Annotated in this window: 16 protein-coding genes; 13 read left to right on the top strand and 3 right to left on the bottom strand. The window is 54.6% G+C overall.

The window, feature by feature from the left end; all coding sequences use genetic code 11:
- From WCS52_06980 to WCS52_06930, 11 genes are all read left to right on the top strand, one after another.
- Nucleotides 1-1089, top strand: a complete 1089-nt coding sequence (locus WCS52_06980) for an amidohydrolase family protein (GenBank protein MEI6166921.1) — start codon at nucleotides 1-3, stop codon at nucleotides 1087-1089.
- Nucleotides 1086-2090 carry a hypothetical protein gene (locus tag WCS52_06975; protein MEI6166920.1) on the top strand — a complete coding sequence of 335 codons (1005 nt, stop codon included), beginning with the start codon at nucleotides 1086-1088 and terminating at the stop codon, nucleotides 2088-2090. The genes WCS52_06980 and WCS52_06975 overlap by 4 nt, the downstream gene beginning before the upstream one ends.
- A 435-nt stretch (nucleotides 2091-2525) precedes the next feature.
- A complete protein-coding gene (locus tag WCS52_06970; protein MEI6166919.1) occupies nucleotides 2526-5066 on the top strand; it encodes a hypothetical protein in 2541 nt (846 codons plus the stop codon).
- Between the two features lie 42 nt (nucleotides 5067-5108).
- Nucleotides 5109-6437, top strand: a complete 1329-nt coding sequence (locus WCS52_06965) for a hypothetical protein (GenBank protein ID MEI6166918.1) — start codon at nucleotides 5109-5111, stop codon at nucleotides 6435-6437.
- A 26-nt stretch (nucleotides 6438-6463) separates the two neighbouring features.
- Entirely contained in the window at nucleotides 6464-8422 is a 1959-nt protein-coding gene (locus WCS52_06960; GenBank protein MEI6166917.1) for a family 20 glycosylhydrolase, read from the top strand.
- Complete coding sequence (locus tag WCS52_06955) at nucleotides 8409-9707, top strand: MFS transporter (GenBank protein ID MEI6166916.1); 1299 nt, start codon at nucleotides 8409-8411, stop codon at nucleotides 9705-9707. Before WCS52_06960 ends, WCS52_06955 begins: the two co-directional genes overlap by 14 nt.
- Nucleotides 9708-9781: 74 nt before the next feature.
- Entirely contained in the window at nucleotides 9782-11059 is a 1278-nt protein-coding gene (locus WCS52_06950; protein ID MEI6166915.1) for an alpha-L-fucosidase, read from the top strand.
- Between the two features lie 19 nt (nucleotides 11060-11078).
- Nucleotides 11079-11753, top strand: coding sequence for an SGNH/GDSL hydrolase family protein (locus WCS52_06945; protein MEI6166914.1), 675 nt, complete (start codon nucleotides 11079-11081; stop codon nucleotides 11751-11753).
- Nucleotides 11754-11896: 143 nt separating this feature from the next.
- A complete protein-coding gene (locus WCS52_06940; protein MEI6166913.1) occupies nucleotides 11897-12415 on the top strand; it encodes a carbohydrate-binding family 9-like protein in 519 nt (172 codons plus the stop codon).
- A 442-nt stretch (nucleotides 12416-12857) separates the two neighbouring features.
- A complete protein-coding gene (locus WCS52_06935) occupies nucleotides 12858-13139 on the top strand; it encodes an HU family DNA-binding protein (GenBank protein ID MEI6166912.1) in 282 nt (93 codons plus the stop codon).
- 298 nt (nucleotides 13140-13437) lie between these two features.
- Nucleotides 13438-13797, top strand: a complete 360-nt coding sequence (locus WCS52_06930) for an excisionase family DNA-binding protein (protein ID MEI6166911.1) — start codon at nucleotides 13438-13440, stop codon at nucleotides 13795-13797.
- A 298-nt stretch (nucleotides 13798-14095) separates the two neighbouring features.
- Here the strand turns inward: WCS52_06930 and WCS52_06925 are convergent, their stop codons facing one another.
- From WCS52_06925 to WCS52_06915, 3 genes are all read right to left on the bottom strand, one after another.
- Nucleotides 14096-17215: a DUF2723 domain-containing protein gene (locus WCS52_06925; GenBank protein MEI6166910.1), complete on the bottom strand. Its 3120-nt coding sequence runs from the start codon at nucleotides 17213-17215 to the stop codon at nucleotides 14096-14098.
- Between the two features lie 149 nt (nucleotides 17216-17364).
- On the bottom strand, nucleotides 17365-17769 hold the full coding sequence (locus WCS52_06920) for an RNA-binding protein (protein ID MEI6166909.1): 405 nt from the start codon (nucleotides 17767-17769) through the stop codon (nucleotides 17365-17367).
- Nucleotides 17770-17972: 203 nt separating this feature from the next.
- A complete protein-coding gene (locus WCS52_06915) occupies nucleotides 17973-19451 on the bottom strand; it encodes a S8/S53 family peptidase (GenBank protein ID MEI6166908.1) in 1479 nt (492 codons plus the stop codon).
- A gap of 78 nt (nucleotides 19452-19529) precedes the next feature.
- Between WCS52_06915 and mutY the strand changes: the two genes are divergently transcribed.
- The gene (mutY, locus tag WCS52_06910) at nucleotides 19530-20594 is read left to right on the top strand and encodes an A/G-specific adenine glycosylase (protein ID MEI6166907.1); all 1065 of its coding nucleotides are present in this window, start codon (nucleotides 19530-19532) and stop codon (nucleotides 20592-20594) included.
- Between the two features lie 182 nt (nucleotides 20595-20776).
- Nucleotides 20777-22102, top strand: a complete 1326-nt coding sequence (locus WCS52_06905; GenBank protein ID MEI6166906.1) for a polysaccharide biosynthesis/export family protein — start codon at nucleotides 20777-20779, stop codon at nucleotides 22100-22102.
- The last annotated feature ends 2 nt before the right edge of the window (nucleotides 22103-22104 follow it).

The following is a 22104-nucleotide window of genomic DNA, read 5'->3' as shown; positions in this document are numbered from 1 at the left end:
GTGAAAAGGTCAGATAAGAGGAACTGGCTGTTCAAAGAGGAGGATGCTGTAGCGGCCCAGTCGTTGGCGGTAGGGCTGCCCGCAATGATTTTCGATGTCCATGCGCATCTCTACAGCAAAGACACGCTGTCTATTGCGCCGAATAACGTTTTCGCGACAGGGCCGGACGAGGTCACCCCGGCGGTGTGGCGCGAGTGTCTTGGCCGGCAGGTCGGGTGCGACCGGGTGTCCGGCGCGCTCTTCATTCCCGTGCCTATGGTTGCGCGGGAGCGGATCACGGCCGTCAACGCCTGGGTCATGCAGGCGGCCGCCGAAGCGACAGGCAGCAAGGCCCTTGCCCTCGTGACGCCAGACATGAAGGTGGCGGAGGTGGAGACGCTGCTCCGGCATGGGCACTTCGCCGGCTTCAAACCCTATCACACTTATAGTGTCACTCATCCGACGTTTGACGCGTTGCCGGGTGACTACATTCCCGAATGGGTGTGGTCCCTGGCGCACGAACGCGGCCTGGTCATCACCCTGCACCTGGTGCGGGCTGGCGCAATGGCGGATGTCGGCAACCTGCGCTACTTGCGGGATCACTGCGCGCGTTTCCCCGGTGCGCGCTTGATCCTGGCCCACTGTGGCCGCTCATTTCATGCACCCAATGCCGCCGCAGGGATCGCGGGTCTGTGTGATCTGCCAAACGTCTGGTTTGATACCTCCGCCGTATGCGAGGCTGAACCCTTCCGTGTCTTGCTGGAGTCTTGTGGCCCGCGCCGCCTTCTTTGGGGCAGTGATTTTCCTATCTCCGAACAACGCGGGCGGTGCGTGACCGTTGGTGACGGATTTGTCTGGGTTACTCCCGATGCACTGAAACTAGTACAACCTATATGCCGACTATGGCCTGTCGGGTTGGAAAGCCTGCGGGCGTTCCAGACCGCCGCGAGGGTGTTCGGACTCGATGCGTTCGATCTTCAGGACGTGTTTGCCGACAATGCTATGCGTTTGCTGGGATTAAGGCCGACTAGCGAAACCCGAACCCAGGATCTGTACCCCCATGACAAAAGTGTTCACAGGGTTAGCGGAGGAAAGAAAGGTCAACCATGAGCTTCATACCTTACAAACTCATGAAGAAGTTTCCCGGATATCCCCTTGATCTCACGGCGGGTGAAATTGACCGCCGGTTCCGAAAGGTGCTTGGGGGCTTCGAAGTAGCTTCGGTTCCTTTGAAACTTAAAGTCACGGGAGAAATCCAACTTAAAGGTGGGATTATCAGGCAGCGGGTGGAATACGACGTGGACAAAGGGGAACGCGTTTCCGCCTACCATCTCTTCAAGGAGGGCCTTCCTCAAAATGCCCCTGGAGTCTTGTCCATTCACGGACATGGCGGCGATGCCATTTTTCCGGTTGGCAAGGCGTTCCACTGCCATCCTGTAAAAGATGATCCGATCCAATACAGTTATCATGCAGCATTAGCCGGGTTCAGAGTCATAGCTCCGGATGCCCTTTGTTTTGGCGAACGGCAGGCCCAATGGGGCTACTCCACGAAATTCTTCGACGAAATCTCCGCGCATGCTGAACTGACTGGTCAGGGAAAAAGCCTGGCTTGGAAATCCGTATGGGATAATTCACGCGCCTTGGAAGTGCTGGAGAAGCTCGGGGCCCGTTCCCTGGGGGCCATCGGTTGGTCGGGTGGCAGTACGCAGGCGTATATTCTTGCCTCGGTGAACAAGAAGGTCGAGGCAACGGCGTGCTTCTTCAGCTTCATGACACTGCGGCATCAGTTCGGGCAGTACCGCTGCTGTCATTGTTTGTATCACTATATTCCGGGAATGATTAAGGCCAGCATCGACTGGGATCAGGTGGTTTCCCTCATTCCGCCCCGGAAGATATTCCTGGGTTGGGGGGCGCTGGACGCAGGATCTCCTGAAATCATGTACCGGAGTTTCATCAGCGCCATCGAGAGACGGCGGAAGAACAAGTCTTCTGATAAATGCCTTTCCCTCCACGAAGAACCCGGGAAAGGCCACGAGATTACCCTGCCCATGCTGGACAATGCCTTGCGGTTCTTTCAGTCCCATTTGAATAAAGAAAGCGGCGATGCTTAGATGAAAAGAATGCGATATATTTTCCCGAAGACGACTAATTTCCGAGAGACACGCCCCGGACTATGTTGGGAGCACATGTATGGTTGGATGGAGGGATATGGGATGCTCTTTGACCCCGCGGTCTTTTCGCTAACAGGTCTTGTTCCGGAATGGGAGAACGGCTGGGATCAGAAAAGCGCGGTCGGTGATTTTGTCATCGCTCCCTGCGCGCAAGCGTCGGCGCTATTTGAAAACCTGAAAATCCCCGGACTCTATGTCCGTCCTGCAACCATCCCCGGGGTACGGACCCATTCATGTAAATCCGAAAAAGAGAAACTGACGACGCCCGCAGGCCAACTGTTCTATCCATTCAATTTGCTTTACGACGCATACGCGGGGGAAGATGCAAACTGGACTCTCGGAGAGAATCCGGCGATCAAAAAGTTCGGGAAATCCATGGCTGTTAGTTTTGAGCTATTTGCCATGTTCGGCTATTACCGGAATGAGATGCCCGAGGCGATATTTATAAAAGGGGCTGATATTGTGACAGGTCTGATGGAGCAATGCGGGGGGGGGGCTGCAAATCGAGCATGGGGCGCGTTCCCATGCGAGTTTCGTCTCGATTGCCAAGCGTACGGAGTTAACCGTTTCCTGCTGCAGTGGTTCTTGGAGATAAAAGGACAGAACCGTGATGCTGTAAAGATTGCGGACGCAGCCTATCTAAAGGCGATGGCAGCTATTCAATCCGGCAAGGCAAAGGATGCGGTCCGTCATCTCCGGCAGGCCTTCGGGCAGTTGGCTAAGCTCAGAAAAGAATTTTCGAAAATGGATGTCTTCTTCCTGGAATATCCGCATCTTGGGATTCTTTTTAAGGATAAGGGGTTCTTTGAACTTGAATGGCCGCACTCTTCCAGGGAAATGCTCCTTTCGTATTTCGAGCATATTGAGAAGCACGGCTACAAGGTCAGCCTTGAGGGTGGCGCCGCCTGCTGGGAAAATCTCGCTACACGTTATCCGCGCCTGGGTGATACGATCGCGAAACTTTGGAAAAAGGGAACGATCGAATTGACGAACGGAACCTATTCTCTTCCCTATGCGCTGATGTCATCGCTCGCGCTTCAATTCTGGCAATTTAAAAAAGGGAATGAAACCTTTGCGAAGGTTTTCGGGAAGACCCCATCTGTCTATCAGTGCCAGGAAAACTCCCTCACGCCCCAGATGCCGGAACTCCTTAGGCATTTTGGCTACCAACGCGCGCTCCATATCACCCAAAACCACGGGGAAACACCGGCCGAAAATACAGATTTCATTAATTGGGCAAGTCCGGCCGGCCACGATATCATATCCATGACCGCACGCCATCCGGCCCTCTCCCGGAAAAGCAATAACTACTTCCTGGATTTGCCTCTTATCCATGACGAATACGGTAGGTGCGAAAAATCCCTCAACTATGTGAACTTTCAGGATCTCGGCTATGTCCCCTTCAGGATACACATGATCAGGGCTCACCAGTACGCGCCCGTGTGGGGTAGTTATGGGCTCGATCGGGAGCGCTTCAAGTTGGCTTCGGAAAATGCTCCTGTCAAAAGCTATACGGCAGATTCCTACAAGCTATCTGAAAAATTCTTTTATCCGAACGAGACGAATTTGAATCCGTTCAGCCATTATGAAAATATCCAGGCATTGTCTGCGCGGTTGCGGCAGTTGCGATTCGCGGGGTGTGCGAGAAGCGGACGGCGGGATGAGGCCTATCGGATCCTCGACCAATGCGTTGGCAAACTTTGTCTTCTGGAGGCGCATGATTGTTCCTATGTCCAAGGACAGCGCCGTGGTGAGTTCCATGCCAGCAATAACATCGAAGTTCCGCCCTACTCCCGGGAGACGTTGACACGGAAACTCGAAGAAATCACTGCGGATGCTAAAGCAGAGCTTGATAAGGCAGGTCTATTCCTGTCTGAAGGGAAGTCTTCGTCAAAACTTTTCAATGCTGCCGAAGTTCCGCTTGCCTTTGGAAGAATTCGCGCACCGGAATCATATCGTGGCGCAAATGCGGTAACGCACGGTGCCGATCTTTACGCCGTTGGTCCTTTCCCTTCATTTTCCTCGTGTGAGCCCGCGGTCGCTGATAAACGTGCCGTTGGACAACACGCGACTTTCGACAACGGTCTTTGGCGGATCGAAGTCGACAAGCAGGGGAAGCTCGAACTAGGCTTCAAGGGACAGAAAATGACATGCAGTCCAGTCGACAGGAAGGCCGGGCCCTTTAAGTTGTTGAACACGGCGATGAAGCGTTCGGGGGGGCTGGTCTTCATGACGCTTCACTATCAGCAACTGGAGCGGGAGATTCAGACCGTCATTCTGGACCTGGTTGTCGCGGAGCAGGGGGAATATGTAGAGATTAATCTGAAATACTCGCCACGCACCGATTTCAATATCTCTTCAAAGTGGAATGATTTCCTGGCGCTTGAATTGCAGGTGGCTTTGCCATTGGACAAGGTCTGGCGATTCAATCCCAATGTGCGCACACTGACCCATGAAGACCGCACAGTAAGTCCATATTATATTGCTGCGGAATCTTCAGATGGCGGCTGTTTCAGTCTGATGAACGAAGGCGCCTCACTATATGAACTGGATCGGACGAATGGCTCGATCAGATGGTTGTTCCATGTGTTTGGTGAAGCTGTTTTCAACAGGCGGATGGGGCTGGTGTTTGGTCAGAGCGACGTTTTTCAACTGTCAAGAGCATGGGGCCAGGGGTTATTGGCTTGTGAGCCTGACGTGTTGCCGATTTTGAAACAGGTGGACTGGCAGGGCATCAGTGTGGAAGATTTCGTCAAGCTGGATACGCTTTTGATTTCCAATCTTTCTAATGAATCCCGCACGGTGAAGGTTGGTAACGTGTCCTTTCGCACGGGAAGGAATATGCTTGGCAAAAGTATTGCAAGCAAAGCCGTCCTTAAGCTTAAACCCATGGAATTGGCATTGGTCCAGATTTGATCATGAAATTCATGTGAAGGGAAAAACAATAGGAATCATATCATGAAAAAAATATCAATGATCGGGGCAGGGTCGGGCTTCACCATAAGCATCGCGAAGGAGCTGGCCAGCCATCAACTGTTTGATGGCTGGGACTTCTGTATGATGGATATTAGCGCCGACAACCTTCGGCTCATGGAGGAGAAGGTCGGGCCGATCCTTGAAATGGCTCCGCATAAGGTTAGGTTGCTCCAGACGACTTCGCTCTCTGAGGCCTTGGATGGCAGCGATTATGTGATTACCTCGTGCGAACCGAAACGCTATGAAAACTGGGCCAAGGATCTGGGGATCCCTGAACAGTTTGGCGTCTATCAGGTTAAGGGAGAGAATGGCGGCCCCGGCGGCATGATTCACGGGATGAGGAATGTCTCCATGTTCACAGGGATCCTCGCGGAGATGAAAAGACTCTGCCCGGACGCCTGGCTGCTGAATTTCACCAACCCGATGTCAATACTTTGCACTTATTTCAAAAACCATTCGACGATCAAGGCCCTGGGCTTCTGTCACCAAGTGCATGGCTCCTTTGGCGTCATTGCGGAGATGATCGGTATGGAACCGGGGGAGCTTGAAGTCGTCTCAGCCGGAGTGAACCACCTTAATTGGCTATTTGATATCAGGAAAAAAGGGACCGGGAAGAGTTGTATGGCTGAGTTTTTGCAGAAAGTGGGGGCGTCGCAATACTGGAAAAAACGCTTTGATTCCATACCAGAACAGAATTTCACGCTGGAAGTGCTGAATACCTTCAACATGTATCCTGTCGGGTATGACGATCATATTATCGAGTACATGACTTTTTTCTGGGAGAAAGGCGAATGGGAGACGCACGGCGTAAGGGCGTTGACGGACTTTTATCAGGGACTCGCATCAAAAACGTTTCGAGATGTGAAAAAGCAACAGCTCCTTGGGGCGGAATATAAAGCGCCGCCATTTCCTCGGGACAACGATCATTCGTACTATGCCGAGAAACCGTGTCAGGTCATCATCGCACTGGAAACTAACACGCCGACCTACTTCGACGCAATCAACATCAGGAATAACGGTGCGGTAACGAACCTGCCTGATGACGTCATTCTAGACGTGCCCGGGATTGCGATTGGGGGGCAGGTACGCAGCATCCATGTTGGGGAACTGCCGCCAGGGCCGCTGGAAATCTGCCGTCGCCAGACGGCGCTGCATGAGATGATCGTCAAGGCGACGGTGGAAGGTGACGAAAGCCTTGCCGTTCAGGCGCTGTGCCTCACCCCCTATGTGCGCAGCATTACCCAGGCGAAGAAAATCTGGCAGGCCTATAAGGCTGAGTACATTGACTACCTGCCAACTTTTAAAATTTAGTCGTGAATTTGAAAAAGGAATGATCAATGGATAAACCATTTCTCGGCTTTCATTATGACATTGCGCGCGGCAACTATTTAAAACCGGAGATGTTCTGCCAAGCCTTGCGACTTTCGGCCCAATCGGGCTACACGCATTTCCTGCCTTATTTGGAGAACATGATTCATTTGCCCTCCATGGAGCGGGCTTGCCCGAGTTGTGCGTATACGGCTGGGGATTGGTCAAAATTCGAGGATGTGGCACGGAAGACGGGGATCGAACTCGTTCCTCATTTCAATGTGATCGGGCATACGGAGTTGATCAGTCCGGCTTACCCGGAATTATGCAGCGAAGCCGGCCATGACGGGCGCCCGGATATCGATGTGGAGAGTGATGCCTCCCGTGAGTGGATGCTGCGATGTCTCGGAGAATTCTGCGACATTTCCCATAGCCAATATTTCCTGATTGGGGGTGATGAGTGGCAGCCATCAAACCGGCAACTTGCCCGTCCCGGATTCGATGTGGCCAAGGTCTGGGGCAACCGGATCAATGCCGCCGTGGATTGTCTGGTCAAGCGGGGACGCCGGCCGATTGTCTGGCATGACATGCTGATGCATTTTCCTGAGGCGCGGCAGCAGCTTTCGCGCCAGGCGGTGGTGGCCTTGTGGTTTTATGATGTTGACTCGGACTATGCTGCGCTCAGCACATTCAAGGCGTTGGGCTTCAAGACGCTCATGGCTTCGACGGTTTTCAGTGGCGGGGTGGCTGGCTCGGCACTCAGCCACCGTAGCGTCAACGCATTAAAAAAGGCCAGGGAGTCCGTCAATCGGCATCACGGCGATGGCCTGATTGTGACGAGTTGGGAGGAGTGCCGGTGGGAATTGCAGGAATTCAATATTGCCATGGGGGCGAAAGTGCTGGAGGGAGGCGAGCCGCCTGCAGAAATTGTAGACGTTCTATCTTTGCAGGGTGCTTGGTCAAAGATCCCCACCGAAACCGTTCAGGCCCGACAGTGGAAGGCTGAGATCGAAGCTTTGTTGAAATGCTCAGCCTGGGATGCCGCCCCCGAGATGCGTCGTGTCATACGAGCCCAGATCCAGGGAAACGTGCAGGATAGTATAGCCTCATATGAACGATATCATTTTTCGCAAGGAAACGGTTTCAAGCGGGCCTCGACGCAGCAATTCTGTCCAGCAGGATATGATGAAGTTATCAAGCCCTTGGCGCCTGTCCCTGCGAACGATTTTGGCTTGAAGGTGATCAGTGGCGGTCCGTGCGGTGATATTCTGCAGTTTGTGAACGGAGCGGAAAGTTTTGAGGTATATCCCAAGTTTGGCGCAAGTCTCCAAGACTGGCAGCGGGCGGGGGAGGTTATCATTGCCGAGACCATGGGGAGTTTTGTGACGCGTGGGATGCAGCCCGGTGGCTATCGTAGTTACTCGGCCTCGGGTGGCTTGAGGCTGATCTGGGCTATGGGCGTACACAGCAATCCTTGTATTCTCTGGCAGTACCCGTGGGAATGGACAATGCTTGAACAAACACCGGATGTGGTTTGCGTGGAGTTGAAGCTGGATCTTCCGCATGGTGTATTCGCAATTAGAATCTCAATCGCGAGGGGGAAAACGGGGTTTGTTTATGAGGCCTCCTGCATCAACAAACTGGAGCACGCCTATGGAGCATTCAATTTTAACTTTCCTTGTTCTTACACCCTCCAGGATCTTGGTGAAATGGAATTAGAATGGGAAAAGGATGGCGTGCATTGCGAGGTAACCGTGGCCGAAAGGGCGGAAAACGCCTTCTGGATTCCCGCGCAGGGCTCTTTATCACTTCGTAAGCCGGGCTGGGTCTTGCGCATCGATGCCGATCCGGCGCAGACGGCGGGCTACTTTATCGATTGGGGGGCTAACTTCATTACGCCGGATCTTCATGGGGTATATCGCCCTTTGAAAGTGGCCGACAGGTGCGATGTTCGATGGACTTTTGGAAATCACAATGACCACACATAACACAGCGCCCATACCCGAAAATGCGCATATGCCGTTGGCGGATCCTGCATTGGATGCCTACTACGCCGACAAGAAGCTGATGTGGCGCAACGTGACCCTGATCGGGATCTGCAACATTGGTTGGGGGGTAGCGGATACGCTGGTGATGCCATTAGTGCTGATGCGGCTGTTGGATTTGGGTGTGCGGGAGAATATTCAGGGAACTATCAGCTCGGTCAATGGCTGGGCTTTGAGTTTTATGGTAATGTATTTCTCCTGGAAGAGCGATCACACCGTGACCCGCTTTGGGCGCCGCAGGCCTTGGTACTTCGTGTCCGCACCTTTCATCATTGGCGCGATGGCCTTGTTCCCAGTGTTCAATGAAGCGCGCTGGGTGGCAATCCTGGTGGGGCTGGTCATTGTGAAGATGATCTTCATGGATATTGTAGCCAGCACTTTTTCGCTGCTTGGCATTGATTGCGTGAGGCGCGATGTGCTGGCCCGGGCCAATTCAGTTCTCGGCGCCGCCGGTGGTCTGGTAGGTTTCGTTATTATGCAGTTGGCGGGGCGCATCATTGCGGTGTCCGAATGGTTTCCCTTTGCGGTGGGGGCGGTGATCATGACGTTGACCACGCTCTGTGCTTTCGGGATCAAGGAACCACCGATCCGGCATCCAACCACTGAAAAATTCAAGATCTGGTCCACCTTCAAGGTGGCGGCGCTCGATAAGCGGATATTCTGGCTAATGGGCGGCGTGGCCCTGATCAACAGTTATCTGGTCATGAATAGTACATGGCTCTGGTTCTGGGCAAAAGAGACCCTGCAATTAGCGCGAGGGGATATCTACCAAGCATTGTCATGGGCCGGGTTGTTGAGTCTTGTGCTGGCCTACCCCATCGGCTGGATTATCGACCGTTGGGGCGGGTTCCGTGTTGTGTTGCTGTTCTGGGCGGGTCAGGTGGCCTGTTTCCTATGGGCGATGCAGGTGCATGACAAGACCAGTTTGATCATTCTGTCACTGGCGATGACCGTCATCGGACCGTTATATGCGGGGGCCGACATCATGGTATACAAGAGTGCGCCGCGGCAGGATATCGGTTCGATCACCTCCACCAATTCCTGCATTCGCAACGCCTATCGTGCCACGCTCGGATTTATATCAGGTTGGGCGATCTACTTCTGCGGTCACAACTATCGGGTCGGCTTCGTCATGGGTATTGTGATGAGTACGCTGGCGGTAATGTTTTTTGTTATTTATCGGCGGCTCATGCATGAACAAATGGGTGGCAATCATATCGAACATTGACTCAAAGTGGCGAAGAGCAATCCGCCCGGCGAAAGATATCAGCATGCTGAAAAGATGAGTAAAGGGTAGAGGCGATGAAACAGAACTTAAAGGTATTTTCAGAGTTGAGGTACGGGTTGTTCATCCACTACGGCCTCTATAGCCTTTTAGGTCGGGGTGAGTGGGCTTGGAATCGCGAGGAGATTCCCTCGGCGGACTATAGAGCCTTTGCAAATCGTTTCACGGCGGAGAAGTTTGATGCCGATGGATTGTGTGATCTCGCTGTGCGGGCCGGTATGCGTTATGTGGTGCTAACCACAATGCATCATGAGGGGTTTCGTCTATATGATTCCGTACTGAGTGATTTCAGTACGGCTAATACTGCCGCTCAGCGCGACTTGGTGGCGGAACTTGTAACGGCAGCCCGTAAGCGCGGACTGCGTATAGGACTCTACCACAGCCTTAACAATTGGCACGACCAACCGGATGCAGTGGCCGCACTGGAAGATAAGGCCGCTTATGCGAAGTTTATGGAGGGAACGTTTGCTCGCGTTTTCGAACTGGTTACGAAGTTCAACCCCATCGATGTGCTCTGGTACGACGGTTGGTGGCCGTTCAACGCCGAGGGGTGGCAGGCGGAGCGCATGAATGCCATGGTCCGTGAGATTCAGCCGCACATCCTGTTCAACGGGCGCAATGGTTTGCCGGGTGACTTCGCCACGCCGGAGGGCCATATGGGTGCCCCCAATCCATGGCGGCCCTGGGAGGCCTGCATGACCTTGAACAATAGCTGGGGCTATCACCCCGGTGATCATGATTGGAAGTCCCCCGGCCAAGTTGTGGATCTGCTTGCTTCGGCGGCTCAAGGTTGTGGTAATCTTCTGCTCAATATCGGGCCACGTGGTGATGGCTCCGTCCCGGAAGAATCAGTGCGGGTTTTGGAGTCCGTTGGGGACTGGCTGAAACGTTGCGGGGGTGAGGCTATCTATGACTCCGAATTGTTTACCTTTGACCTGCAGGAGCGCGGAGAGCATCGGGGCGACTGGGCATTTCACGGCCCCTTCACCGTGCGAAAGAACAACCTGTATTGGATCATCCGGCGCTGGCCTGGAGGTGAACTGACCTTTGGCGGTTTGCAGGCTAAAGTGCGCAATGTGCAAGTGCTGGGTGAAGCCAGTCGACCGGTGGCCTTTCGGCAGGAAGGGACGAGGGTGATTTTAAGCGGGTTGCCGGACATGCCTCCCGACTCGCTCTGTCCTGTATTTCGGATTGAGTGTGACCGACCTCCGTCTTTGTATCAAAGTGGAGGATTGCGCATTCCAAAGGTTCCTCATCCGCATTACGACCCATGTCCGTCGGACATCAAACATTGAGGTCGCTATAGGAGAAAATATGATTCGAGTTAACGACCATATATTATTTCAAGGTGATTCCATCACCAACGCCTTCCGCAAGCCGGAAGAGTTGTGCAATGCGTACCAGTTGGGATCGGGCTACGCGATGATAGTGGCGTCGCAATTGCTGGCCAGGCGACCAAAAGACAACCTCCGGTTCACCAACCGTGGAGTAAGTGGGGAAGGGGTCGCGGGGTTGCAGCAACGGTGGCAGGTTGACTGCTTGGATCTGCAGCCTGACATTCTCAGTATTCTTGTCGGTATCAACGATGCCGGGCCTACAAAGTCATGCCCTCACACGTCGCTGGAGGAATACGAGCAACGCTACAGGGCTTTGCTGGCTCGGACTCGAACCATGTTGCCTTCGGTAAGACTGGTTCTGTGCGAGCCATTTGCGCTTCATGTAGGTTCTGTGAATGACAGAATTCTGAATGATGTAGTGGCTCGTGGTGCGATCGTACGCAAACTTGCGGCGGAGACTAGTGCGGTCCTTGTGCCGCTTCAAACGGTGTTTGCCGACGCATTGAAACTGGCACCTGCTGAATTTTGGTCGTTTGATGGCATCCATCCCAACGCCCAAGGCCACTGGCTCATTGCTGAGGCATGGCTGCAGGCAGTCACATCCGTGAGACGAAGGGCTGACGGCAACCCTTCGTCTGGGGGTGAGGCGTGAGTAAGCCGCCCTGTTTGCCTGTAAAACCATTAGATGAAGTCGCTTTCAACTTATGGCATTGGACCGATGCAGTCTTTGCCAGCGCGCAAGCCGTTGAGTCGTGCCAGGCGTGGCGGTCTGAGCCGGAGCCAGAATTCCGCCCCATGCGAGTGAAAATGGGGTGGACCCGCGATGCGTTGTATGTCTATGCCGAAATTGAGGATGTTGACATCTTCAATCCCGAGAAGCGGTTCAATGAGCCTTCATTTCTTATGGGTGACGTTTTCGAGATATTTCTGCGTCCCTGTAACCAGGAGTCATATGTCGAGATCCATGTGACGCCAGAGAACCAGAAACTCCAGTTGCGCATTCCCTCTGCACATGAGTTTGCAGAACCCCGTACCAAGCCTGGCATTCCGCCGGAGTGGCTTATCGCCCAACCCGTTATCGCGAGCCGCGTTCGGGTGAATTCAACCGCCAAACGGTGGGAAGTTGCCGTGGAGATCCCGTTCTCCATGATCTGTGAGGTATTCCTTCCGCGTTCCGGTGACCGGTGGCGGTTCTCGTTTAGTCGATACGACTACACTCGCGGTCGTGAAAAGCCGGTGTTGTCCTCCACCTCGCCGCATGCCATGTTGAACTTTCATCGGCAGGCGGAGTGGGGCGTGTTACGGTTTGCATGAACTGAATGATCGGTATTTATGAAACGAAGTGTCTTCTCCAGGGGCTAAATAGGATCGTGACGGTGGGTAGTGTCAACAGTCTGAGGCTATATATGGCTGAGTACAATGATGGGTCCGAACGGGATTCCTCCGCCCCGATGAACACGGATGAGCTGAAATGCTCTGTCTGCGGAAAACCGATAGGCTCCGGAGAAGGTCGATACAATCTCCCGGATTGTGTCTGCTGTGTCGACTGCTATCACCGTTCCACTTCCCTCTCGACTTAGTGGATAATCGGCGGGACATACACCTGTTTTCAGCAGGGGAGGTGTCTACGCGATATCCAAGATTGCCGGAAATGAACCCATTGACTATCGTGTTTGTATCGACAGGGGACGGGAAGTATCTTTATTGAGCAGTCGATCGCTGCCGTCAACATGTGGATGCAGGCTTCAGGAGTCTTATGACAAAGCGAGATTTGGTCGTTCGTATTGCTGCGGAAACCGGATTATCCCAGCAACATGTTATGGCGGTCGTCCAAAAGACGCTCGACTACATCACCGAGAGCCTCGTTGCCGGTGAGGACATCGAGTTCCGGGACTTTGGCGTGTTTGAGGTCATCACCCGGAAGTCCCGCATCGGACGGAATCCCCACAAGCCGGAAGACACAGTCATCATTCCTGCACGCCGGGTGGTCAAGTTCAAGCCAGGCAAGGAAATGAAGGCGCGTGTCCTGCGAAACTAGACGTCGCCATTGCCTGAACCGTGTTGATGCACACCCGGAATTCGGGATACCCGCACTTGACGGTAATGGCAAGAAGTTTCCAGTCGCCTAATGATGTGCGGCACAACTTTTTTTTCGGTTCCGCTTTTCCCCGCTCCCGCCCTGTACAGCCCATCCTGTTCCCTGTTCGCTGGTGCTCCCGGCGGCTACAATCTCTTTGACGATTGAGCCCTTTCTGCCGGATGGCTTGAAGACCAACAAAAGGGAAGCACGTAGCATTCGGCGGAGGCTCTCGAAAAAGAACGAGGCTCTATAGTCCATGAATGCCATGACACAAAAGGTCATCGAGACAGTCCTGACCGCTGACACGAGCGTCACGTTGGATCAGCGAGATGCTGTTATGAGTATTCTTAATGGGCGTATTCCCAGGCAGTGGCCACCCCTTCGCGACCTTCTTGAAAGAAATCAGATTTCTTTAAACTCCGCAGGGCAAAATCCTTTGGGCCCAAAACCGTATCTCAGACGCCATGAAGCTGCGAAATATCTCGGGTGTAGTGTTCGTCAGGTCGACGTGATGAAACACGATGGCGAACTACCCTTCCACATGCTGGGACGCCGCCTGATCGTATTCAGCCGGACTGATCTCGACGCCCTGATGGCCAAATATAAAGTCGCTTGACCGCGGTTTTTTTCTCTCCGAAATCCACCAAAAGTTTGCCTCGTTTTTGCTTCAACTTTTGCGAGATTATTTGCCTTTACGTGCCTTTATGTGCAACATGCGTGTTTTGTATCAAGTTGCTTTGCAGATAGTTGCAGCTTTGTTATTTTTGGTGCAATGGCTCAGGCTGGATTAGCAAACCGCTGCTTTCGACCACTCAGCCACCTCTCCACAAGTGATGAGGCGACATACTAGGGTACAGTCGCCTTTACTTTCAAGGGGGAAATAAGAAATTGTATCTTTCCGCCTGGGCGCACCCTTAAAGCCCTGGGGCCATCATCGGGAAGGCATCCAGATTCCTGCTTTTCAAGGGCGGTACAAGGGCTTTAAACGGCGGGGATTCGCGCAGCGGTGTGAAGCGCGGGTCATCCCTCAGGAGACCGCGGGCTACTTCGCCGCCGACTTCTACGGCCTTCTTCAAGGACCCGAATGCTTCTTGAGGCTTATTGATGACGAATTGGGTGTAGGCCAGGTCAATCCAGCTTTTGAACGCGTTGGGTTCGCGGGTCAGATACTTCTGGAGGGCATAAATACGGAGATCCCAACGCTTGTTGGCCTCGAATAATTGGGCAATGGTCAGGCAGGTCTCGGGCGGGAGGGTGGGGGTATCAATCAGGCTGCGGGTCAGTCCTTGGAATTGAGCTTCCATGCCGAGCCGGAGATAGGTGGTGGCCAGATCCATGGCGTTGTTGAAATCGAGTTTGCCGCTAGCCATCAGCTTTTCCAGTTCCTGTCGGTGGAGATTATCCTTCTCGGCGTTCCGGATGGAGTTAAGGAAATTGGCGGCATTGGAGTTGTACGGGTCAAGTTCCTGATAGCCCTCCATCACCTTGGCCGCTTCGCTGTAGCGCTGCTGGCGCATGTAGAGGTCTGCCAGTCGGAAGCAGGCTTCGGGGCTTTCCGGGCAGAGATCGCGGGATTGCTTGAAAGCGTATTCCGCTTCGCCGATCACGCCCCGGGCGGCGTACAGGCCGGCAATGGCTGAACGCATCTTTGAAAACGATTTTTTGGCGTCGGAGTTGCGTCGAAAATCATCGCGGTCGATAAAGTCCTTGGTGAGTTTGTCCCAGTATACCCGATCCTTGGCGACGATATCCGCCCAGAGTTTCGGGTTTTCCTGAGGGGAAGGCACCGGGTCCTTTTCGATTTTCATGATCACACCGTAAGGTGTCAGGAAGGTGTACATCCAGGGAATGACATAACTTTCCTCGATGTAGAAGGCGTGCTTGTCTTTGTTCTTGTCGAAAATCCAGCGGGCAAGGATGCCATTGATCGTCATCACGCCGCCCACCCCTTGAACACTGACGCGTCCATTTTCGATTTTGATGTCCGCACTAGCAGGGATTTTCCCCGTCTGCACATCCCGTACATATTCCTGAAAGGCGCGATTATTGTCATCGGCGCTAGGAATATAGATAGGCTGGATCGGATAGGTTTGGTCGCGCTTGAGCAGGCGCTGGAACGGTCCGTCATTCTTCGGCCGCGAGTAGTCGTAATGATCGCGGATGTAGCTCATGTAGGTGGTGTCAGCCAGTGCGTTCTGCGTAATGATGTAGACATCGGACCGGTCGAAGGCTTTATCGCGGAACCGGTCCTTTGGGGCCACGCGACTCTCGCAGAAGATCATGTAGGTGGGAACAAAGCGGCCCGGGTCAGTTCCCCCGTAAAGGACCGCGTCCTTTTCCATGGGCTCATAGCCGTTGCCCGGGTTGAACATCAGGTAGCCAAAGAGATAGCCGAAGTCATAACCGCGCAGGTTGCAAAGCGACCAGTTCTGCTTCCATGTGACAAGCGGCATGGCGAGGAGCGCCACACAGGCCAGGCGGACGATGACGGGTCCCATCACTTTTTTCTTCCAGGCGAAAATACTGAACAGCACGGCAATCCCGTAGCCGATCAGCATGGCGTAAAACCCATGGGCGGGCGCGAAGAACTTGATGTTGATTTCCTGGTCCTGCCGGTCCAGTTTCGGATTAATGATCGTCAGCAGGCCCAGGCTGGTGATCAGGAAGGCGACCCAGACAAAGATCATCCATGACCGGCCGCGGGGTTTGATGCGATTCCAGAGCAGCAGGATCGCGATGGGTGACACGAGCCCCAGCAGGGGTAACGTCAACATATTGATGGCTTCGAGGAGCGGGCGCAACGCTGCAGGGAAATGGCTGAAGACACTTTCCGGGAAAGAGTATTGGTTGACCATGGCCTGGATGAAGAGTTTGATCTTCATCAGGAAGTCATAGCTGAAGAAGCTCGCCACTTCGATTTTCTGGTATTGGCCGCGGGTGACGGCGTGGACAAAGCCTTCCTTGGTGGCGGCATAGCCCCAGTTCATGGGGGGGTTGGTAGCGGCGGCGAGCGGCATATAGATGTACACGCTCACGCCGGCCATGAAGAAGAGGGCGCAAATCAGCGAGCGGCGCGTATTCCACCAGTCGGTTGTCCGGGCAATGATGATGCCTGCCATACCGAGGACCCCGCAGGCAATGCCCTGCCAGAACGTCGTGCTTGTGAACATGGCCGTCGTATCGGGAGTGATGAGCCAGGCCCAAATGATCAGGCCGACCAGCAGGCTGAAAAAACCGGCAGTGGCGAGTTCAAAGAAATTGGACTGGGTCTTCATGAACAGGCTGAATTGGCCCGGTGCGCTCGGGGATTTTCGTCGCAAGGCGAGAAATTGGTCCAGTCCGATGGCGAAGATGCCTACGGCAAAGGGGACCGCCATGACTGCAATAGTCTGGTGATTGGAGAGGCTGAGCCCGAAAATGAGCAACATGGCATAGAGGAAGCCGCGGCGATGGGGCTGCATCATCCAGGCGAAGAAAACGCAACTGATCAGGACGAACGAGAAGACGTTCAGCACGCGCATTTCGGAGACGCAGGCCCAGAGCCAGACGCCCCGGTTGAAGCCGAAGAGGAGCGCACAGCTTGAGCCGATAAAGAGCGCCATCCAGTGATGGAGTCGCTCATTGGTGGCGTCGCTCCAGGGAAGGGAGTGAAGGAGCAGTCGCAAGCTCCTGGTCATAATGATGGTGGTAAAGCCGACGGTCAGGGCGCCCGTGAAGACGGACATCAATGCCATGCGCCAGGCCGGATTGCCGAAGGGAATGATGAAGTGGCTCCAGATATAGCCCAGTAACGCCCAGAGCGGATAGCCCGGGGGATGGGGGACACCGAAAGAGAATGCCCCGGTTACCAGTTCGCCGGAATCCTGTAACGTGACCTCTGGCGCCATGTAGTAAAAGAACGCCAGGCCCGAGATTAGTGTGGTGAGAAACGCGGCAACCCAATCTTCAGGTTTGAAAAAATGCAGCAGGCTTTCGGTGGGTTCTTCGGGTTGCTCCTGTGTCTTTACGGCTGGGGTCGCTTTATTTGATAACATTCAGACATTCTCCCGGAAAAAGTTGAAGTACAACATAACCGTCAAAACATAGCGGTTTTCCTGTGGCGGTGCAACATTAAGCGGTTAAAACAAAAAACGGGAACCGGCCTTCCGGCCTGTTCCCGTTGAGTCATTATCTGACTGAGTGCTTACCGACGACCGCCGGCGCCGCCACGGCCACCGCCGAAGCCACCGCCCGCGCCGCCGCGACCGCCACCGAAACCGCCCTTGCGATCGCGATCACCGCCACCACCACGGCTGCCGCCGAACCCGCCACCACCACCAGCACCGCCGCCAACGCGGGGGGCCGGAGGACGCGCTTCGTTCACGATCATGGCGCGACCATCAAGGTCCTGCCCGTTCGTGGCCGCGATCGCCGCCACCGCTTCCGCATCGGTGCTCATCTCGACAAAGCCAAAGCCCTTGCCGCGACCGGTCATGCGATCAATGATCACGTCCGCCGATTCCACTTTGCCATGTGCAGAGAACACCTGTTGCAGTGTTTCGCTTGTGACGCCATAACTCAGATTGCCAACATACAGTTTCTTACCCATCTTCGATCTCCTCAGTGAGGACTAGCGGATCCGTTCTTTTGCTTTCTGGCTCCTATGGAAAGGGGTCCAACTCGAACCCATTTAAGGAGGAAGATCGAAATGCAGCGGGCCTTGGGTGTGCATTGTGTTGCGCCAAACCGACTTCTTCGTCAACCAACTTTCATGGCAGACTAGCCAATTTCAGGGCAAATGTATAGGGGTTTTTATTTCAAGTACCTCGAAACGGCCGCAGTATCCAGCCTGGGAATTTCGGCATGGGAGGCCCCGTCGGACGGGTGGCTGAGGGCCTGTTTCAGGGAGGTGACCGCCTCGCCAGGGGTAGCGGAGGGGTGCAGGGTAAAGTAACGGGCGATCACCCTGGCGGTATAGGCTGCCGCGATAGAGGTGCCGACATAAGTCCCGGGTGGACCTTTATACCCGACTGGCAGATTAGCATATCCCGGGGCCGCAAGGGTGATGAAGGAGCCGTAGTTGGATTGATCCCAGAGGGTCCCGTCAGCTCCTAGTGCCCCCACGGCGAGTACGTCCGGAATCGCGGCGGGATACAGAGGCCGGTTGGTGGGCTCATTCCCCGCAGCGGCTACCGGTACGGCCCCGCGTTGACGGGCATAGGCAATGGCATCGTTGAAGAATCCGCTGTCGGTCTCAGAGCCCCAACTCATGTTGATGACGCGGGCGCCCTGTTCCAGGGCGAACACCATGCTCTGCATCAGGGTAAAGCTGGAGGTAATCCCCTTTTCATCCATGGTGCGGATCGGGATAATGGCTCCGGATTGCGAGTCCAGGGCGGGATTGCCGCCTTCCGGGCTGATGGCACCCGCCGCAATCAGGGCCATTTGCGTGCCGTGCCCAACCGGATCGGAGATGGGGGTTCCCGGAGCCGTGGCGTCAAGGGTGGCCACCACGGCTTTTTCGAGAGCTGGATTAGGGGTGAAGCCCGAATCGAGGACGGCAACGGCCGGTCCGCCCCCATTCGGGAGCGTCCGCAGGCTGTCGGTCGGTTGGGGACCGGGGGCTTTTTCAGGGGTAAGGGAACGATAGACCTGGTTGGGCTCGGCGCGGGCGACCAATGGATTTTTGGAGAGCTGGTTGAGCAGGTCAGCCAAATCTGTGCCGGGTGGAAAATGCAGGCGGTACAAGGATAGGGCGGGAATACTGTCCATCACCGTGGTTCCTGTTTCGCGAAGCAGGGTGAGCAGTTGTTCTTTGGTTGTGCCAGGCCGGAGGCGGATGAGAACCTCATTTTTCAGGCAGAGGATTCTGTTCGTTTGACTGGTTTGGCTTTCGATGGTGGCGGGCGTCTGGGCGGGTAAGAGGGGAAGAGGGCGTCGGCTACCGGGTTTATAAACGAGAATTTCCGAAATGCGGCGCAGTTTGCCCGCTGGCCCGTCGATGGTTTGCCAGGTGAGGGCATAATCGCAATCGGCAAGCATCCGCTTGATCCCCTCTCCCATTTCCCGGTTTTCGAAATGGGCGGTAATCAGGGGGTTGATCCGTTCATCGATCGCGACCTTGACCCCTGCCTCCTGGAATTGAGCGAGGATGTCGCGGAGAGGGGTGTCCCGGGCATCCAGGGTGAGGGCATCCGCGACCATCCGCATTTCAAAAGCGGATGCAGAAAAGACTCCCGCCAGGAGGGCGGAGGCAAGAAGGAGTGATGGATTCCAATAAGCCGATCTCATGATTTTTAGTATAGTGGAGTCTTGTGAAATAACCAATAACTCCTTTCCTTTGCGCCTTTATCTGCGATAGACTTTTGCATGACATCGGATCGAACATGGCCGGGAAAATTGGTGCAGTGGTTTGAACGGGAGCACCGGGAGATGCCGTGGCGCAGCGATCCATCTCCCTACAAGGTATGGGTTAGCGAAATGATGCTTCAGCAGACCCAGGTTATCACGGTTCTGCCCTATTTTGACCGGTTCATCAGGCGTTTTCCCTCCTTTGGCGTTTTAGCTGCCGCTGATCTGCAGGAGGTGCTCAAGCTTTGGGAAGGACTGGGCTATTATTCCCGGGCTCGTCATCTTCATGAGGCTGCGAAAATGATCACCCGGGACTATGGCGGTCAACCGCCCCGGACTGCAGAGGCACTGCGGCACTTTCCGGGGATCGGTCCGTATGCCGCCGCGGCGATTGCGAGCATTGCCTATAATGAGCCGGTGCCTTCCGTTGACGGAAACCTCTTGCGGGTATGCAGTCGGCTTTGGGGGTTAGACACGCCGATGCGACAAAACGCATTGGCCGACGAAATCCGGGCACGGTTGACGCCCCTCATTAGACGTGTCAATCCCTCGCACTTCAATCAGGCGATGATGGAAACGGGCGCCCTCATCTGCAAGCCGCATAACCCCTTATGCGGTAGATGTTTGCTGTCAAAGTACTGTGTTGCTTTCAAGGCCGGGAGAACGGGGGAATTGCCCGTTGTGGAGCGAAAAAAGGCGGTGCCACACTACCGCGTGGGGGTGGGGGTCGTGTGGAAACAAGGTAAAATATTAATCGCTAGGAGATGTGAAACGCAGATGCTGGGCGGGTTGTGGGAATTTCCGGGGGGAAAGCAACTGAAGGGCGAACCCCTGGAGGCGACGGTGGCGCGTGAAGTGGCGGAAGAAACCGGCGTACAGTGTCAGGTGGACGTTCCGTATGTTACGGTAAAACAGGCGTATTCGCATTTCAAAATCACCCTGACTGCGTTTAAGTGCCATTGGCTTTCAGGGCGGGCCCGTGCCTTGGCCTCTGCGGAGCTCAAGTGGATCAGGCCTTCTGATCTGGCGGCGTACCCCATGCCGCGTGCAAATCGACGGGTAGTGGATGCGATGGAGTATTGACATTTGTGACAATGTCGGTATACCCTTAACCGATTGTGGTATTTGGTCCTGCGAGATCGAAGTGGGGGGGGGCTTCAGGTGTAAACCTGTTTGTTATTATGATTCCGGCAACTACACGAAATATTAAAAACGGACGTATTGTTCCGTTGTTCAATACTTTGGGCGCATGTCTGGCGTTTTGTATGCTGTTGTCTGGCTGTGTGACCTCTACTCCCGAAGATGATTACGTGGCGAGCGTATTGGCAGAGGCGATGCAGGAATATGGCGCTGTCGGATCGATTCCGTCGGCAGAAACGCAGCGACCGCCAAGTCAAACCGTATCCCTGCCGCAATCCGCACCAGTTTCTGTTGTTGCGCCTGCTTCCGTGTCAATTCCTGCGGGCGGCACGGTTTCGGTGGCCCAACCGTCGCCTGTGGTGGTGAGGCCTGCTCCGTTCGTTCAGCCAGTTCTTCCTCCGGTAGTTGTTCCCGCAGTACCTGTTCCGGTTGCATCTGCTCCCGTCGTATCTGTGCCGGTCTCTCAGCCCGTGCCGGTTGAGGGGGGGGCTGTGGCTACGGCTGGAGGGGCGCCTATGCCGGTTCAGCCGGCGGGAGTGAGGACGAATGAAGTGGCTCCGCCAGTCATCCCGCCCCCCTTGGAAGGCAAGCCGGTTATGCCGAAACCGTCCATTGCTACTATTCAGCCTGATTCCGTTCTGTGGGTGGCCGTTACAGAAGACCCCAGTTTAAGTGGGCGTTATATGGTCAATGATGCCTCGGCAATTGATTTTGGTTATGTGGGGTTGGTCTTTCTGCCGGATTTGAGTGTTGAGCAGGCCGAGGCAGAGATAAAGCGGGTTTTAGAGGGACGTTATTTAAAGAATGCGACCGTTTCCGTGAAATTGGCGAAAGCGTCCTACGACCGGGTTACGGTGAGCGGGCATGTTGAAATGCCCGGAGAAATCAAGATCGGGCCTGGGGCCACCATTTCTTTGAATGAGGCGTTGAGGCGAGCGGGTGGATTGCGCGCGAGCCGTGATAACAGCCGGGTGAAGATCGTGCGGGGTGGGGCGAAAACCCCGTTTGGGGCGGCGGCCGAAGGGGAAGTGTATTCGCTGACCACCGAGGACGGCCAAATGAAGGTGCCTGATATTTTTCTGCGAAATGATGATCTCGTTTATGTGTTTACCCCTTCGAGTGAGTCAAAAGGGGCGACGCAGGATTCCGTTATGACCGGGGTGGGCGGGAAGCGGGTTATTTTGTTGGGCGAGGTTCCGCGGCGCGGGGTGATTGAGTTCAGTGAAAACGAACCCTGTACGCTGATGTATTTGTTGTTCAAAATCGGGGGTCTTCCGCGGTTTGCGCGGGGCGACAAAATCTCAGTGGTGCGGCGGGATAAGGATGGTCAGGAGAAGAAATTCCTTGTAAATGGTGAGAAGTTGATGAAGAGTGGGAAGCCCGAGGATGACCTTGTTCTTGAAACAGGTGATCGTATTGTGGTGCCTGCCAGGTCCATTTCTTTCTTATAAGG

The organism is bacterium, assembly GCA_037128595.1.
Lineage (GTDB): Bacteria > Verrucomicrobiota > Kiritimatiellia > CAIKKV01 > CAITUY01 > JAABPW01.
This window is presented reverse-complemented; position numbering and strand designations above follow the sequence as displayed.

Coding starts and splice junctions, on each gene's coding strand:
- WCS52_06935 (MEI6166912.1), top strand. CDS start 12,858: ATGACAAAGCGAGATTTGGTCGTTCGTATTGCTGCGGAAACCGGATTA.
- WCS52_06930 (MEI6166911.1), top strand. CDS start 13,438: ATGAATGCCATGACACAAAAGGTCATCGAGACAGTCCTGACCGCTGAC.
- WCS52_06970 (MEI6166919.1), top strand. CDS start 2,526: ATGGCTGTTAGTTTTGAGCTATTTGCCATGTTCGGCTATTACCGGAAT.
- WCS52_06915 (MEI6166908.1), bottom strand. CDS start 19,451: ATGAGATCGGCTTATTGGAATCCATCACTCCTTCTTGCCTCCGCCCTC.
- WCS52_06965 (MEI6166918.1), top strand. CDS start 5,109: ATGAAAAAAATATCAATGATCGGGGCAGGGTCGGGCTTCACCATAAGC.
- WCS52_06960 (MEI6166917.1), top strand. CDS start 6,464: ATGGATAAACCATTTCTCGGCTTTCATTATGACATTGCGCGCGGCAAC.
- WCS52_06920 (MEI6166909.1), bottom strand. CDS start 17,769: ATGGGTAAGAAACTGTATGTTGGCAATCTGAGTTATGGCGTCACAAGC.
- mutY (MEI6166907.1), top strand. CDS start 19,530: ATGACATCGGATCGAACATGGCCGGGAAAATTGGTGCAGTGGTTTGAA.
- WCS52_06955 (MEI6166916.1), top strand. CDS start 8,409: ATGACCACACATAACACAGCGCCCATACCCGAAAATGCGCATATGCCG.
- WCS52_06950 (MEI6166915.1), top strand. CDS start 9,782: ATGAAACAGAACTTAAAGGTATTTTCAGAGTTGAGGTACGGGTTGTTC.
- WCS52_06925 (MEI6166910.1), bottom strand. CDS start 17,215: ATGTTATCAAATAAAGCGACCCCAGCCGTAAAGACACAGGAGCAACCC.
- WCS52_06905 (MEI6166906.1), top strand. CDS start 20,777: ATGCTGTTGTCTGGCTGTGTGACCTCTACTCCCGAAGATGATTACGTG.
- WCS52_06975 (MEI6166920.1), top strand. CDS start 1,086: ATGAGCTTCATACCTTACAAACTCATGAAGAAGTTTCCCGGATATCCC.
- WCS52_06945 (MEI6166914.1), top strand. CDS start 11,079: ATGATTCGAGTTAACGACCATATATTATTTCAAGGTGATTCCATCACC.
- WCS52_06940 (MEI6166913.1), top strand. CDS start 11,897: ATGCGAGTGAAAATGGGGTGGACCCGCGATGCGTTGTATGTCTATGCC.